This is a genomic window from Ruegeria sp. AB5, assembly GCF_056542645.1.
The window spans coordinates 50,716-66,480 of the sequence record NZ_JBQGAE010000005.1 but is presented as its reverse complement, the minus strand read 5'-3'; the positions used below and the strand labels follow the sequence as shown (position 1 = coordinate 66,480).

General features: G+C 62.4%; 15 protein-coding genes. 14 read left to right on the top strand and 1 reads right to left on the bottom strand.

The features are described 5' to 3' along the window. Genes cobN through cobJ form a run of 5 tightly spaced genes read left to right on the top strand, consistent with a single transcriptional unit; the run spans position 1 to position 6,533 of the window. Positions 1 to 3,294: a cobaltochelatase subunit CobN gene (cobN, locus tag ACR0L4_RS10990; protein ID WP_480512910.1), complete on the top strand. Its 3,294-nt coding sequence runs from the start codon at positions 1 to 3 to the stop codon at positions 3,292 to 3,294. Continuing rightward, positions 3,291 to 4,418, top strand: coding sequence for a precorrin-3B synthase (cobG, locus tag ACR0L4_RS10985; RefSeq protein WP_480512908.1), 1,128 nt, complete (start codon positions 3,291 to 3,293; stop codon positions 4,416 to 4,418). Before cobN ends, cobG begins: the two co-directional genes overlap by 4 nt. Further along, complete coding sequence (locus ACR0L4_RS10980) at positions 4,418 to 5,047, top strand: precorrin-8X methylmutase (RefSeq protein ID WP_480512906.1); 630 nt, start codon at positions 4,418 to 4,420, stop codon at positions 5,045 to 5,047. The genes cobG and ACR0L4_RS10980 overlap by 1 nt, the downstream gene beginning before the upstream one ends. Beyond that, the gene (locus ACR0L4_RS10975) at positions 5,044 to 5,772 is read left to right on the top strand and encodes a precorrin-2 C(20)-methyltransferase (protein WP_480512904.1); all 729 of its coding nucleotides are present in this window, start codon (positions 5,044 to 5,046) and stop codon (positions 5,770 to 5,772) included. Before ACR0L4_RS10980 ends, ACR0L4_RS10975 begins: the two co-directional genes overlap by 4 nt. Then, positions 5,769 to 6,533, top strand: a complete 765-nt coding sequence (gene cobJ, locus ACR0L4_RS10970; RefSeq protein WP_480512902.1) for a precorrin-3B C(17)-methyltransferase — start codon at positions 5,769 to 5,771, stop codon at positions 6,531 to 6,533. Before ACR0L4_RS10975 ends, cobJ begins: the two co-directional genes overlap by 4 nt. Here cobJ and ACR0L4_RS10965 read toward each other — a convergent pair. Then, positions 6,524 to 7,255 carry a cobalt-precorrin-6A reductase gene (locus ACR0L4_RS10965; RefSeq protein WP_480512900.1) on the bottom strand — a complete coding sequence of 244 codons (732 nt, stop codon included), beginning with the start codon at positions 7,253 to 7,255 and terminating at the stop codon, positions 6,524 to 6,526. The two genes, cobJ and ACR0L4_RS10965, sit on opposite strands and share 10 nt — an antisense overlap. Here ACR0L4_RS10965 and cbiE point away from each other — a divergent pair. The 9 genes from cbiE to ACR0L4_RS10920 all read left to right on the top strand — a co-directional run bounded on the left by cbiE (position 7,254) and on the right by ACR0L4_RS10920 (position 15,749). Continuing rightward, positions 7,254 to 8,453: a precorrin-6y C5,15-methyltransferase (decarboxylating) subunit CbiE gene (gene cbiE, locus ACR0L4_RS10960; protein WP_480512898.1), complete on the top strand. Its 1,200-nt coding sequence runs from the start codon at positions 7,254 to 7,256 to the stop codon at positions 8,451 to 8,453. The two genes, ACR0L4_RS10965 and cbiE, sit on opposite strands and share 2 nt — an antisense overlap. After that, positions 8,450 to 8,818 carry a cobalamin biosynthesis protein gene (locus tag ACR0L4_RS10955; protein WP_480512897.1) on the top strand — a complete coding sequence of 123 codons (369 nt, stop codon included), beginning with the start codon at positions 8,450 to 8,452 and terminating at the stop codon, positions 8,816 to 8,818. Before cbiE ends, ACR0L4_RS10955 begins: the two co-directional genes overlap by 4 nt. Further along, positions 8,815 to 9,609 (top strand): precorrin-4 C(11)-methyltransferase, encoded by a 795-nt coding sequence (cobM, locus tag ACR0L4_RS10950; RefSeq protein ID WP_480512895.1) that lies wholly within the window; start codon positions 8,815 to 8,817, stop codon positions 9,607 to 9,609. Before ACR0L4_RS10955 ends, cobM begins: the two co-directional genes overlap by 4 nt. Continuing rightward, complete coding sequence (locus tag ACR0L4_RS10945; protein ID WP_480512893.1) at positions 9,602 to 10,921, top strand: cobyrinic acid a,c-diamide synthase CobB; 1,320 nt, start codon at positions 9,602 to 9,604, stop codon at positions 10,919 to 10,921. The genes cobM and ACR0L4_RS10945 overlap by 8 nt, the downstream gene beginning before the upstream one ends. Then, positions 10,918 to 11,646, top strand: coding sequence for a uroporphyrinogen-III C-methyltransferase (gene cobA / locus ACR0L4_RS10940; RefSeq protein WP_480512891.1), 729 nt, complete (start codon positions 10,918 to 10,920; stop codon positions 11,644 to 11,646). The genes ACR0L4_RS10945 and cobA overlap by 4 nt, the downstream gene beginning before the upstream one ends. After that, entirely contained in the window at positions 11,639 to 12,397 is a 759-nt protein-coding gene (gene cobF / locus ACR0L4_RS10935; protein WP_480512889.1) for a precorrin-6A synthase (deacetylating), read from the top strand. The genes cobA and cobF overlap by 8 nt, the downstream gene beginning before the upstream one ends. Before the next feature lie 23 nt (positions 12,398 to 12,420). After that, positions 12,421 to 12,879: a DUF302 domain-containing protein gene (locus tag ACR0L4_RS10930; RefSeq protein ID WP_480512888.1), complete on the top strand. Its 459-nt coding sequence runs from the start codon at positions 12,421 to 12,423 to the stop codon at positions 12,877 to 12,879. Between the two features lie 79 nt (positions 12,880 to 12,958). Next, positions 12,959 to 14,578, top strand: a complete 1,620-nt coding sequence (locus tag ACR0L4_RS10925; protein WP_480512886.1) for a thiamine pyrophosphate-binding protein — start codon at positions 12,959 to 12,961, stop codon at positions 14,576 to 14,578. Then, the gene (locus tag ACR0L4_RS10920; RefSeq protein WP_480512884.1) at positions 14,565 to 15,749 is read left to right on the top strand and encodes a CaiB/BaiF CoA transferase family protein; all 1,185 of its coding nucleotides are present in this window, start codon (positions 14,565 to 14,567) and stop codon (positions 15,747 to 15,749) included. The genes ACR0L4_RS10925 and ACR0L4_RS10920 overlap by 14 nt, the downstream gene beginning before the upstream one ends. The last annotated feature ends 16 nt before the right edge of the window (positions 15,750 to 15,765 follow it).

Below are 15,765 nucleotides of genomic sequence, written 5' to 3'. Positions count from 1 at the left end.
ATGCATGTCGTCTTCCGCGAAAGCCACGGGTTAGAGGAAACGGAGACCCCAACCGATCTGGGCCAGAGCCCGGCGGATCTGGTGGTGCTGTCCTTTTCCGACAGTGACCTTGGCGCTTTCGCGGCAGGCTGGCATCGCGGTGGCGGGCCGGATGGGCGGATGCCGACCCTGCGGCTGGCCAATCTGACGGCGCTGAAACACCCCCTGTCGGTCGACACCTATGTCGAACAGACGCTGGAGGGGGCCAAAGGCATTCTGATCCGTCTGATCGGTGGCGTGCCCTACTGGTCCTACGGGTTGCAGCAGGTTCTGGCACTGGCGCAGGCCAAGGGCATCGCCGTGGCTGTGCTGCCTGCCGATGGACGCGAGGATACGCGGCTGGATGACTATTCCACCCTGCCCGTCTCGACCCTGCGGCGGTTGGCGCATCTCTGCGATACAGGCGGAGAAGTTGCCGCACAAGCGGCGTTGGCGCAAATGGCGCTGGCTGCGGGGCTGTATGCCGGGCCCGTGATGGGGGCCAAGACGATCCCGGAATGCGGCGCGTGGTGCCCGGATCGGGGGATCATCCCTGCGGACACGGCTTTCGACGGTGATGCCAAGCGCATCTTGGTCACTTTCTATCGCGCCTATCTGACCTCGGCTGATACCGCACCTGTTGCGGCCCTGATCCATCGCCTGCGTTCCCGTGGGTTCCAGGCCATCGGTCTGTTCGCCCCGTCCCTCAAGGCCCCTGCTGCCGCTGACTGGTTGCGCGAGCAGGCCGTGGCGCTGGCGCCCTCGGCCATCATCAACGCCACATCCTTTTCGGGCAAAGGCGCCTCGGGCACGTCCCCGCTGGACGCCGCCAATGTTCCGGTGTTTCAGGTCGCCCTGTCCACCGCACGCCGCAAGGCCTGGGCCGAGGCAGAACGCGGGCTGTCCCCTGCCGATCTCGCCATGCATGTGGTCCTGCCCGAGGTGGATGGACGTATTTCAGCGGGCATTGCTTCGTTCAAAGAACCGGGCAAACGTGACCCGCATCTGGAATATTCCCGTTTCGCCCACCGGGCCGAGCCGGAACGGATCGAGGCGATCATTGACCGGGTGGACGGCTGGCTACGCCTGACCGACAAACCTAGGGCCGATCAAAGACCCGCGCTGGTGCTGTCCACCTATCCCGGCAAGGATTGGCAAATGGCCCATGCGGTGGGTCTGGATGCGCTGGCCTCGGCCGAGGCGATGCTGACCGACCTGCAGACCGAAGGCTATGACACCGCACCCGGCGCGCCGATTGCCGAGACTCTTTTGGATGCGCGACTGTCGTGGCCGCTTGAGGCCTATCGGACCGCACTGGCGGACCTGCCCGAGCAGCTGCAAACCGATCTGCAATCCGTTTGGGGCAATCCGGAAGATGACCCGGTTTTTGCCGATGGTGCCTTCCACTTTACCGCCCTGAACCGGGGCAAGGCGCTGATCGCGCTGCAGCCCGAACGCGGCACGCCCGAGCTGCGCGATGACGACTATCACGATATGTCGCGCACCCCGCGCCACAGCTATGTCGCCTTCTATCTGTGGCTTCGCAAAGGCCTTGGCGCAGATGCGCTGATCCATATCGGCGCCCACGGCACGCTGGAATGGCTCCCCGGCAAATCGGTTGCATTATCGGCAAATTGCTGGCCAGAGGCGTTGGTGCGCGATCTACCGGTGATCTACCCCTTTATCGTCAATGACCCCGGCGAGGCCGCGCAGGCCAAACGCCGGATCGGGGCCGTCACGCTGGGCCATATCCCGCCCCCGATGCGCACAAGCGACACACCGGACCGGATGGTGCGGCTGGAATCGCTGCTGGATGAATTCTCGAACGCCGACGGGCTGGACCCCAAGCGCCGCGACCGGCTGCAGGAAGACATCCGGGATGAGGCGCAGGCCATCGGGCTGGAACATGATCTGGGTCTGGATCAGGCCACGTGCACGGCTGAGGCGATCACCCGTATCGACCGCTTTGTCTGTGACATCAAGGAAAGCCAGTTCGGCGACGGGCTACATATCTATGGCCGCGTGCCGCAGGTGACCGGCGATTTCGACCCCGCGCCCTCGGCCCATGCCGAACGCGCGGCCTTGCTGGACGCACTGGCCGGGAAACGGATCGAGGCTGGCCCCTCCGGCTCCCCCTATCGCGGACGCTCAGACGTGCTGCCGACAGGACGGAACCTCTACACCACCGATCCGCGCTCGGTTCCGACCCGTGCCGCCTATGCGCAGGGCGTGAAACTGGCCGAAGAGCTGGTGCGGCGACATCTGCAAGAAGAAGGCGATTACCCCAAAGGCCTGATCGTTGACCTGTGGGGCTCGGCCACGATGCGCACGGCGGGCGAAGAATTTGCCATGGCCCTGCACCTGCTGGGCGTCAAGCCGGTTTGGGACAAGGGTACTGAACGGGTCTCGGGGATCGAGGTTCTGCCGATCACCGATCTCAGCCGCCCGCGTCTGGATGTGACCTTGCGCGTCTCGGGCCTGTTTCGCGATGTGTTCCCGACGCTTTCGGCGCTGTATGGCCAGGCGGTGCGGGCGTTGTCCGCGCGCGACGAGGCCGCCGACTGGAACCCCTATGCGGGTCAGGAACCGGCGGCGCGGGTCTATGGCCCGGCCCCCGGCAGCTATGGCCTGAACATGACACACCTGTCCGAGACATATACCGACGAGGCCCGCGAACAGGCCGGTCAAGCCTGGCTGGATGCCAGTTCCTTTGCATTGGAAGGCGAGCATATCGCGCGGGATGTCGATGGCATTACCGAACGCGTCGCCCATGCCGACAGTTTCGTACACCTGCAGGACCTGACCGAAACCGATCTGCTGCTGGCCAATGACTATGCCACGCATGAAGCCGGGTTCGCCGCCGCCAAGAAAATCACCGGCGGCACCGCGCAGCTGTACCATCTGGACAATACCAACCCCGACACCCCGCGCGCCCGCACCCTGCCCGAGGAAATCAGCCGCGTGGTGCATGCTCGCGCCGCCAATCCCAATTGGATCGCGGGCATGCAGCGGCATGGGTTTCGCGGCGCCGCCGAAATCGCGGCGACGTTGGATCACATGGCCTCGTTCGCACATCTGTCGGGCACGGTCGCGCCGCATCTGTTCGACCTTTACCATGATGCTACGCTGGGCAACGCCGAGGTCGATGCCTTTCTGCAAGAGAAGAACCCACAGGCCCATCAGGCCATGCAGGACCGGTTCCGCGCGCTGCTTGAGGCCGGGCTGTGGAATACGCGCCGCAACTCGATCCGCGCAGATCTGGAGGGGTTGCGATGAGCGCGCCGGTTGTTCAGGGCTGGTGCCCCGGTGCCCATCGCCCGATGATGTCAGGGGACGGGCTGGTTGTGCGGGTCCGCCCGCGTCTGGCCCGGCTGGAGGCTGCGCAGGTGCTGGGTCTGTGCGCGTTGGCCCAGCGGTTCGGCAATGGCACCATCGACCTGACCAACCGCGCCAATCTGCAACTGCGCGGCGTGGCAGAGGCCGATCATCAGGCGTTGCTGGCCGAGCTTGCGGCGCTGAACCTGCTGGACGCAGAACCGGGCCTAGAGGTGCGGCGCAATATTCTGGTCACGCCGCTTTATAAATCCGGCGATCTGACAGCGCGACTGACGCAGGAACTGATCGACCGTTTGGCCGATCTGCCCACCCTGCCCGCCAAGTTCGGCTTTGCCATCGATACCGGGCCTCAGCGCCTGCTGGCCGCGGATTCGGCGGATATCCGTCTGGAAACCGGCCGCGACGGGCTGATCCTGCGCGCCGACGGGGCCGAAACCGGGCGGTCTGTGACCGAAGCAGACGCCATCGATCACCTGATCGCGTTGGCAGGGTGGTTTGCCGACCGTCAAACACCCGAGACCCGCCGCATGGCGCGGGTCATTGCAACGCAAGACCTGCTGGTGGATTGGCAAGGTCGTGCCCCCGCTCCTGTTGGTGCCGCACTGGACCTCGGAGCCTGCGACCTGGGCGCGCTGTACGGTGCCGCATTCGGTCAGTTGCCATCGCGCGCGCTTGCGGAGTTGATTGAGACCTGCGGTGCCTCTGCCCTGCGGGTCACCCCATGGCGGCAGTTCCTGATGGAAGGCGGGGCGGCGATACCCGCTCCGGCGTTCGTCACCGATGGCACCGACCCGCTGATGACCACCGACGCCTGCCCCGGGGCCCCGCTCTGCCCGCAGGCACAGGTGGAAACCCGCGAAATCGCCCGTGCGCTGGCAGGGCGCGTTCCCGGCCACCTGCATGTCTCGGGCTGTGCCAAGGGCTGCGCCCGGATGGGTCCTGCCGATGTCACTCTGGTCGGCCGGGACGGTCGATTTGATCTTGTCAAACAGGGCCGCGCGGGGGATGAGCCAATCCAGCGCGGGCTGAGCCCCGAAACACTTGTGACCATGGACTTCACCTGATGCCTTATGAATACGAAACCGACGGCGCGGCGATCTACAAACAAAGCTTTGCCACCATCCGGTCCGAGGCCGATCTGGCCCGGTTCAACGCTGATGAGGAACAAGTCGCCGTTCGGATGATCCATGCCGCTGGTATGGTCGGGCTGGAAGAGTTCGTGCATTTCTCGCCCGGTTTTGTGACCTTGGCACGCACCGCGCTTGAGAATGGCGCGCCGATCCTGTGCGATGCGCGCATGGTCAGCGAGGGCGTCACCCGGTTCCGCCTGCCCGCCGATAACGAGGTGATCTGCACCCTGCATGACGAACGTGTGCGTCCGTTGGCTGCCGAGATGAGCAACACCCGGTCCGCCGCCGCGCTTGAACTATGGCGCCCGCACCTGCAAGGCGCCGTGGTGGCCATCGGCAACGCGCCGACCGCCCTGTTCCACCTGCTGAACATGCTGGAAGACCCCGACTGCCCGCGCCCCGCCGCCATCATTGGCTGCCCGGTGGGCTTTGTCGGGGCGGTCGAATCCAAAGACGCGCTTTGGGAGGCGCAGCCGGTGCCGTCCTGCATCGTCAAAGGCCGTCTCGGCGGCAGCGCCATCACGGTTGCAGCTATTAACGCCATCGCGAGCCGCGCCGAATGAGTGCGGGCAAGATATATGGCGTGGGCCTCGGCCCCGGCGACCCGGACCTGATGAGCGTCAGAGCCGACCGCTTGCTGCGCACCGCGCGCCATGTGGCGTTTTTTCGCAAGCCGGGGCGCAGCGGTCAAGCGCGCAAGATCGTCAACGGCATGATCCCCGAAGGTGCGGTGGAATTCCCGATGGAATATCCCGTCACTACAGAAATCCCGCTGAGCGATCCGCGCTATAACGAACTGCTCTCGGCCTTCTACAAAGACTGCGCAGAGCATCTGAAATCACTGTCTGATCAGGGTGAGGACGTAGTGGTGCTGTGCGAGGGTGATCCATTTTTCTATGGGTCATTCATGCATCTTTACAGCCGGTTGCGAGATGAATCTGATGTAGAAGTCGTGCCTGCCATTACGGGAATGTCCGGGGCATGGACGGCAACCGGAGATCCCATAACATGGGGCGATGATGTGCTGACCGTATTGGTCGGCACTCTGCCTGAGGACGATCTGGCGCAGCGCATGACGCAAACCGACGCCTTGGTGGTTATGAAAATCGGGCGCAATATCGACAAGGTGAAACGCGCGCTGAAAACTGCCGGGTTGTACGACCGCGCGTGGATCGTTGAATTCGCCCAGATGCCCAACCAGACCGTAACGAAATTGTCCGAGGCCTGCGAAAAGATTACTCCGTATTTTTCGATCATCATCGTCCACGGGCAAGGACGGCGACCATGAACGGTTGGGTCAAGATTGCGGGCCTTGGGCCAGGTGACGACGCGCTGGTGACGCCGGAAGCGACGGCGGCCATAGCAGATGCAACGGACGTCGTTGGCTATATCCCGTATGTGGCGCGCGTCGCGCAACGTGAGGGGCTGACCCTTCACGCCAGTGACAACCGGGTTGAGATCGACCGGTCTCGGCACGCGCTGCAGATGGCATCGGAAGGCAAGCGTGTTGTTGTCGTCTCTTCCGGGGACCCGGGTGTGTTTGCGATGGCAGCAGCGGTGTTCGAGGCCATGGAACACGGCCCCGTTGAGTGGCGCGATACTGCAGTGGACGTGCTTCCGGGCATCACCGCGATGCTCGCTGCGTCAGCGCGGGCGGGGGCCCCTTTGGGGCATGATTTCTGCGCCATAAACCTCAGCGACAACCTCAAACCGTGGCCTTTGATCGAAAAGCGTTTGCGTCTGGCCGCGCAGGGCGATTTTGCCATGGCGTTCTACAATCCGCGCTCGAAATCGCGCCCGGAAGGCTTTGTAAAGACGCTGGAAATCCTGCGTGAAGAGTGTGAACCCGAACGCCTGATCCTGTTCGCGCGGGCCGTGAGCCGGGCGGATGAGACGATCCGGATTTCGACGCTGGCTGATGCGACGCCGGATATGGCCGACATGCAAACCGTTGTGATTGTCGGCTCGTCCCTGACCCGCGTCATCAAGAGGGACGGCCCGCCTATCGTCTACACACCAAGGTTCACACTGGCCGAGGGTCACGAATGAGGCAACCAGTCCAGAACCTGATCCACCGACGACAGTTCCTGCCGGGGCGGCAGGTTGGGACGGTCGATCATCAGCACAGGTACGCCGAGCGCCCGCGCAGCATCCAGCTTGGCCCGTGCGCCAGAGCCGCCCGCGTTTTTGGACACCACAAGGTCGGTGCCATGGCGCTTTATCAGAGCAAGGTCATCCTCATAGGTGAACGGGCCGCGCGAGACGACAACTTCGGCGTTCGGCAAAGGCAGAGCGCCCGGTTCGTCGACCAATCGCAGCAAATAGTGGTGCTGAGGGTGGGCCGCAAATTCCGGCACATGCATCCGACCCACGGCCAGAAAGACGCGTTGAGCCCGACCGGCCAGCGCGGCGACTGCCGCTTGGATATCTGGAACCTGTTGCCAGCAATCCCCCTTCTGCGGTTTCCAGGCTGGGCGAGTCAGCGCAACAAGGGGAACATGCGCGCTTTTGCAGGCGGAAATCGCATTCCGGCTCATCTGCGCGGCAAAGGGGTGCGTTGCGTCGACCACGTGGGTAATTGCGTTGTCCCGTATGTATTGGCGCAACCCATCGACCCCTCCGAATCCCCCTACGCGCACTGGCAGAGGTTGTCGGCGAGGCGTGTCCACGCGCCCGGCATACGAGTAGATTGCGGGAACACCCCTGTCGGCAAGGCTGCGGGCCAGCGCATTGGCTTCGGTCGTGCCGCCAAGAAGCAGGAGGTTGGGCATGAGTGAGGCTCCGTGGCTGACCATTCTGGGTCTGGGTGAGGATGGACTGGATGGCCTGCCGCCCGCAAGTCGTCAAGTGCTGGAACGGGCCGAGGTGATCATGGGGCCACCTCGCCATCTGTCTTTGATCCCTGAAACTCAGGCCCAGCGGATCGAATGGCCGGTGCCGTTTGCCGATGGTATCCCGCTTTTGACAGGGCTTCGCGGCCGACCAACGGTGGTGCTGGCCTCGGGCGACCCGTTCTGGTTTGGCGCGGGATCGGTGATTGCCCGGACACTTGATGTCGGTGAATGGACCGCTCTGCCCGGACAATCCACCTTTTCGCTGGCAGCTGCCCGGTTGGGTTGGCCGTTGGAAAGCACGTTGACTTTCGGGTTACACGCGGCCCCCCTGACCCGGTTGCGCCCACATCTGGCGGCGGGGTTGCGCGCCATTTTGCTGCTGCGCGATGGCAAAGCGGTGGCTGAACTGGCGACATATCTGACCGAGACGGGCTTTGCCGACAGCGCCTTGCACGTGATGCAAGCGTTGGGTGGACCGCGAGAGAACACCCAGACCGTGACTTTGACTGAGGCGTTGCTGGGCACGTTCGATCATCCGGTTTGCGTTGGACTTGAGGTGACCGGCCAAGGCACGGCCTTCCCGAAGGCGTCCGGCAAACCAGACGACATCTTTGAAACCGATGGTCAGATCACCAAGCGTCCGATTCGCGCGCTGACCCTGTCAGCTCTTGCGCCTCGACGTGGAGAACATCTGTGGGATATTGGCGCAGGCACTGGCTCGATCAGCATCGAATGGCTGATGTGCGACCCGACGTTGACCGCCACTTCGATTGAACCCTTGACGGACCGCGCAGACCGTATCCGGCGCAATGCGGACAAACTAGGCCAGGATCGTTTGGAGGTTGTGCACGGAACCGCGCCGGATGCCTTGCCTGGCCTGGCTGCTCCGGATGTGGTTTTTATTGGTGGCGGTTTGTCCGAGGCTTTGCTGGTCTGGCTGCGCGATCATCTGCCGTCGGGGACGCGGCTGGTCGCAAATGCCGTAACGCTGGAAAGCGAGGCACTGCTGGCGCAGTGGCAAGAAAAGCTGGGCGGTGATCTACTACGGATCGAATTGGCGCAGTCGGGTCCGCTGGGTCCGCGGCGCGGCTGGAAGTCCGCCTACCCGGTCGTGCAGTGGAGCGTGAGCCTATGATTGTCGCCGGTTTCGGATTTTCCAGCAAGGCCACCCTGGACAGTTTGAATGCGGCCTACGCCATGGCATCCTCGGCGCATTCCGTGGATGCGCTGGCCACTGTCGCAGACAAAGACGGTCACGTTGCATTGACCGCTTTTCTTGCAACCACCGACCTGCCGTTATACTTTGTTGCCGCCGGCGACCTCATCGGACAACGCACTCTGACCTGCTCGGCGCGCAGTCGTGCCAACTATGGCACGGGCAGCGTGGCCGAGGCCTCGGCATTGGCCGCCGCCGGTCCCGGCGCGCGGTTGCTTTCACCCAGACATATCTCAGACGACCGGCTGGCCACCTGCGCCATTGCCATCGGAGGACAGACATGACCGTTCATTTCATCGGTGCCGGACCGGGCGCTGCCGACCTGCTGACCTTGCGCGGGCGCGATATCATCGCCGCCTGCCCGGTGTGCCTGTATGCGGGCTCATTGGTGCCGGAAGAGATCCTGAGCCATTGCCCCAAAGACGCAAAGATCGTGAACACCGCGCCGATGGATCTGGACCAGATCATGGCCGAGATCGAAGCTGCGCATGAGGCGGGTCAGGATGTAGCGCGGCTGCATTCCGGCGATCTGTCGGTCTGGTCCGCGATGGGCGAGCAGATCCGCCGTCTGAAACAGATGGGCATACCGGTGAGCGTGACCCCCGGTGTACCCTCATTTGCGGCAGCAGCAGCGGCACTGGGCACCGAATTGACCTTGCCGGGACTGGCGCAATCTGTGGTTCTGACTCGAACCCCCGGTCGTGCGTCTTCGATGCCGGAAGGGGAGACTTTGGAGAACTTTGCGCGCACCGGCGCAACACTGGCGATTCACCTGTCCATCGGCAATCTGGACAAGGTCATCGCAGACCTCACACCCGCCTACGGAGCGGAGTGCCCGGTGGCTGTTGTCTATCGGGCCAGCTGGCCGGACGAACGGATTGTCCGTGCGACCTTGAACTCTCTGAAGGATGCTTTGGACGAGAGCATCTCTCGGACCGCTTTGATTCTTGTTGGCCCGGCTTTGGCGGGCGACGGCTTTGACGAAAGCTGCCTCTATTCCAAAACCTACGACCGCCGATATCGCCCCCAAAGCGCAGACAGCCCCTGGTCAAGCTGGAGCCACGGCGATGACTAACCCCCCCCCTGGCATTTTGATCTCGGCCCCGTCATCGGGTACCGGCAAGACCACGGTCATGCTGGGCCTGTTGCGCGCATTGGCCGAGGACGGTCTGACCGTTCAGCCCTTCAAAAGCGGCCCCGACTATATCGACCCTGCGTTTCACCGGGCGGCGGCCGGACGGGCCTCGTTCAACCTGGACAGTTGGGCGATGGGTGATCCGTTGCTGAATGCTGTTTCGGCGCAGGCTGAGGGTGCCGACATCGTGGTGGCAGAAGGTTCGATGGGGCTGTTCGACGGCGTGGCAAAACCAGGCGAGTTGGGCCATGGCTCCAGTGCCGAAACGGCCTTGCGGATGGGCTGGCCTGTGGTGCTGGTTCTGGATGTGGGCGGTCAGGCACAATCAGCGGCGGCGACGGCACTGGGTTTCAAGATGTATAATCCGGACCTGCCCTTTGCCGGTGTGATCCTGAACCGCTGTGCCAGTGCGCGCCATGAGCGTCTGACCCGATTGGGGATGGAGCGTGCCGGGCTACCCGTGCTGGGCGTGCTACCACGACGCGGAGACCTGACCCTGCCCGAGCGGCATCTGGGTTTGATTCAAGCGATCGAGCATCCCGATCTGGAAAGCGCCATCGCCGGATATGCGGCGTTCCTGCGTGAACATGTGGATCTGGATGCGATCAGACGGGCGGCTTCCTCAGGCCCCTCGGGGCCATCGTCAGCCGCGCTGCCGCGGCCCCCTGCCCAGCGCATCGCATTGGCCCAGGACGCTGCTTTTTCCTTTACCTATCCGCACTTGCTGAAAGGCTGGCGTGAGGCGGGGGCTGAGGTTCTGCCCTTTTCGCCCCTGGCGGACGAAGCACCCGCAACAGACGCTGACCTGGTCTGGCTGCCCGGTGGATATCCAGAATTGCACGCGGCCACTTTGGCCGCATCAAACACGTTTCTGACCGGATTGCGTCGCCATGCCCAAACCAAACCGGTCCATGGGGAATGCGGGGGCTACATGGCCTTGGGTGAAGGGTTGATCGACAAGGATGGCGCGCGGCACCGGATGGCCGGATTGCTTGGACTGGTCACATCCTATGAGAAGCGCAAATTCAACCTGGGCTATCGTCGCGCGGAACTCTTGGCTGCGATGCCGGGGCTTGCCGCCGGGACGGCCTTGCGCGGGCACGAGTTCCACTATTCGTCGATTGTCGAACAACCCGACGCCCCGTTGGCCCGGGTGTTTGACGCTGAAGGCACCGAAGGCCCCCAAACCGGATCAGCGCGCGGCACTGTCACCGGCACATTCTTTCACCTGATCGCCGAGGCGTCGGGATGAGCGGGTTTGTTTCATTCATCGGATCTGGTCCCGGCGACCCGGAGCTTTTGACGCTCAAGGCCGTGGACCGGCTGAAAAAGGCCGATGCAGTCCTGTTTGATGACCTGAGCAGCGGGCCGATCCTGACCCATGCCCGCGATGACGCCGATCTGGTCGGTGTCGGCAAGCGCGCCGGGCGACCGTCGCCAAGGCAGGATCATGTCAGCCGTTTGCTGGTCGAATATGCGCAAACCGGGCAGCGGGTTGTTCGATTGAAATCCGGCGACGGCGGATTGTTTGGGCGGCTCGAAGAGGAATTGGTCGCTCTGCGCGCGGCCGGGATCGAATATGAGATCATCCCGGGTATCCCGTCGGCCATCGCGGCGGCGGCGGCTGCCGGGCTGCCGTTGACGCGCCGCCTGACCGCGCGCCGGGTACAGTTCGTTACCGGTCACGATGTCAGCGGCAAGCTACCCAACGATCTCAACCTGCCTGCGTTGGCGGATGGATTGGCAACAACAGTCGTGTTCATGGGAAAACGGACCTTTCCTTTGCTGGTCGAAGCTTTGCATGCCCACGGCCTGCCACTGGATACGCCCGCGCTGATGGCCGAATCCGTGTCGACGCCGGATCAAAAACTGCACCGTTCGACAATTGGCGCTCTTGCGAACAAGCTGCAATCCGAGATCGGCACAGCGCCGGCCCTGATCCTCTATGGCCCATTGGCGGAGTTTGAGGATGTATGATCTGACCCTGATCGGCATCGGCACCGGCAACCCCGATCATGTGACGCTGCAAGGTATACAGGCGATCCGCCAGGCCGATTTGATCCTGATCCCGCGAAAGGGCGAAAACAAAGCCGATCTGGCGGGTCTTCGGGAAGAGATCGTTCAAATGGTCGCTGAAACCCCGCCTCGGATCGCTTATTTCGACATTCCCGAACGACGCGCTGACGACGGATATCTGCAAGGGGTCGATGACTGGCACGACGCTATTGCCCTGCGCTGGCAGAAAGCCATTGCGACCCATCCAGGCGCCCGCAAGGTTGCCCTGTTGATCTGGGGCGATCCGTCGCTTTATGACAGCTCTTTGCGCATTGCCAGCCGGCTGGACCCGCAACCACGAAAGCGGGTCATTCCGGGGATCACGGCCTTGCAGGCGCTGACGGCAGCCCACGCCATCCCGATCAACGATATCGGGGCGTCATACACTGTCACGACCGGCCGACGTCTGCGCGAGGAAGGTTGGCCGTCTAAGGCCTCGAAGATCGCCGTCATGCTGGACGGAGAGTGTTCGTTCCAGCGCCTGAACATGTCCGATTTTGACATATGGTGGGGTGCCTATGTCGGAATGAACGAAGAATTGCTGATCCATGGCCCCCTGATCGACGTTGCGCAACAGATTCTGGACACACGCGCAAAGGCCCGAGCCGATCATGGCTGGATCATGGACATCTATTTGCTGCAAAAGCGCGGGAAGTCTGGCATCACTCAATAGGATAGCAGGACGGAGGCCTCCCAATGAAAGCTCTGAGCGTTTTGATCTGTTTGCTGGCGCTACCCGCGTGGGCCGAAGAGCCTCTGACGGGATGGGCCGTGTTTGAAACGAACAAATCCTATGACGCATTGGTTGCGGACACCAAAACAGCCGTTAAGGCAAACGGATTGATCGTGGTCACCCAGGCCGGTCCGACCAAAGCCGCCGCCGCGCGTGGCATCACGATTCCGGGCAACCGGGTCATTGGGGTGTTCAACAATGACTATGCAGTGCGTGTTCTGGAAACCTCGACCGCAGCGATGATCGAAGCACCGATCCGGCTGTATGTTACCGAAAACAATGACGGCACGGCGACCCTATCCTACAAAACACCCAGTTTTGTCTTTGAACCCTATGCCGCTGAAGGTGGCGAGGCCCTGTCAATGATCGCTGCAGAACTGGATGCAAAGTTCGAAACCATAGCTGAATCCGCAGTCAATTAGTCACACTGGCGTGATCTGCCTTGCCACCGCAGGGGATGTCAGACATTTGCCTTGCATAGTCTATTTCGGAGCATGACTGATGCAGGACCTCTCCCCCCGCGCTGCGGACCTTGTGGCCCAAAGGTTGTATGAGGCGGGCTGCCGTCATGCATTCGGAATGCCGGGCGGCGAGGTTTTGACGCTGGTCGACGCGCTGGAACAGGCCGGTATCGCCTTTCATCTGACCAAACACGAAAACGCCGCAGGCTTTATGGCCGAAGCCGTGCATCACCGCGATGGCGCACCGGCCATTTTGGTGGCAACCCTTGGCCCCGGAGCGATGAACGGTATCAATGTCGTCGCCAATGCGTTTCAGGACCGCGTGCCGATGATCGTATTGACCGGCTGTGTGGATGCGGATGAGGCGCTGACATACACTCATCAGGTGATGGATCACAGCCAGATCTATCGGTCGATCACCAAAGCCACTTATCTGCTGACCGCCGAGGGTGCGGATATTGTCGCGGATAGGGCCGTCTCTCTTGCAAACCAACCCCGCCCGGGTCCCGTTCATATCGACGTGCCGATCTCGGTCGCGGACACACGGGTGCCGTCAACCAAGCGGCGTCGTCTGGCAAAACCCGCAGCCGTGTCGCCCGAAGGCGACTGCCTTTCAAAAGCCCGGCGCTGGGTCGCCGAGGCCGAGCGCCCCTTGGCCATCGTCGGTCTCGACGTCCTGTATGACGACTCGCGCAGCGTCGTTCAGGCGTTTCTGGAGCACTTCAACATCCCCTTCTTAACCACCTACAAGGCCAAGGGAATCGTGCCCGAGGATCACCCGCTTTGCCTCGGCGGTGCCGGTCTGTCGCCGCTGGCTGACACGCATCTTGTGCCTTTGGTGGAACAGGCCGATCTGGTCTTGTGTCTGGGTTATGACCCAATCGAAATGCGCCCCGGCTGGCGCGAGATCTGGGACCCCGAGGAAAAACGTGTCATCGACATCTCGGCGGTGGTCAACGACCACTATATGCATCAGGCCGGGCTGAATCTGGTGGCGGATACCGGACAGACACTGGAGGCTATCGCCAAGGGCAACCCCGCGCGCGTCACATGGCCCGATGGTGCGCCTGCCCGGGTCAAGGCAGCTCTGGCACAGGCATTCCCGCAGGATGATGACTGGGGGCCGGCCGGTGTGATCGCCGAAACACGCGCCATGCTGCCATCCAACACTTTGGCGACAGCGGACAGCGGCGCGCATCGCATCCTGCTGAGCCAGATGTGGGAGTGTTCGGAACCTCGCGGATTGATCCAGTCTTCGGCGCTCTGCACGATGGGATGCGCGGTGCCGATGGCAATGGGCCTGAAGCTGGCCGAACCCGACCGCCCTGTGATCAGCTTCTCGGGCGATGCCGGATTCCTCATGGTGGCCGGAGAGTTGTCGACCGCCGCTGAAATGGGCGGCAATCCCATCTTTTTGGTCTTTGTCGATGCCAGCCTCGCACTGATCGAGCTGAAACAGCGTCAGCGCCAGATGGGCAACAAGGGTGTTGATTTTGATCGCCACGATTTTGCTGCCATGGGCCGTGCGTTCGGCGGCTATGGACATACCGTTCGCAACCGCGCAGAACTGCGGACGGCGCTGAAAGAAGCCGTCAAGGCTGACCGCTTCACCGTCATCGCCGCCGAGATCGAGCGTGGAGAATATGATGGCCGGATCTGAGGGACCACTTAAGGGCGTCAAGGTATTGGATTTGTCGCGCATTCTGGCTGGTCCGACCTGCACGCAATTGCTGGGTGATCTGGGCGCAAGTGTGATCAAGATCGAAAACCCGGCCACGGGCGGTGATGACACACGGCAATGGGGTCCCCCTTATATCGCAGACGCAGACGGAAACCGCTCGGACCTGAGCGCCTATTTCATGTCAGCGAATCGCAACAAGAAATCCGTCGCAATCGACATCGCAACACCCGAGGGTCAGGCGGAAATCAAGCGGCTCGCCTCGCACGCCGATATTCTGATCGAGAACTTCAAACCGGGCGGCCTGGCCAAATATGGGCTGGACTACAACAGCTTGTCCGGGGATCTGCCGGGGCTCGTCTACTGCTCGATCTCGGGCTACGGGCAGACCGGGCCCAACGCCAGCAAACCCGGTTATGACCTGATGGCGCAAGGCTATGGCGGGATCATGTCCCTGACCGGTGATCCCGACGGTCAACCCATGAAAGTCGGCGTGGGTATCGCCGACGTCATGTGCGGCATGTACGCGACCGTGGGTATTCTGGCGGCGCTGCGACATCGCGACCTCACCGGTGAGGGGCAACAGATTGATCTGGCGCTAGTTGATGCGCAGGTGGCCTGGTTGATCAATGAAGGCACGAACTACCTGACGTCGGGCCAGGTTCCCCAACGGCGCGGCAACGGGCATCCCAATATCGTCCCCTATGAAGTTTATGAAACTTCAGATGGCCACGTGATTTTGGCTGTTGGCAACGATAGCCAGTTCCGGCGTTTCTGCGAATTCATCGGCCATTCCGAACTGCCAGACGAACCGCGCTTTGCCAGCAATCCGGCACGTCTGGAAAACCGGGAAGCCCTGAACGCGGTCCTGCGCCCGGCGTTGCGAGCGTACCCGACGGCGACCGTCATTTCCGAACTTGAAACCCGGAAGGTTCCGGTCGGTCCCGTGCAAACGCTGGATCAGGTCTTCGACACCGATCAGGTCGCCGCGCGGCATATGAAAATCGCCATGCAGGCTCAACCGGGTGAGGTAAATCTGATCGGGAATCCTCTCAATCTGTCGCGTACGCCTGTTGCCTATCGACACGCACCACCGACATTTGGGGCGGACACAGAGGCCGTTCTGGGCGCTGAAAACCCTTTTGAAGACTGAAACACTTGCCTATTTC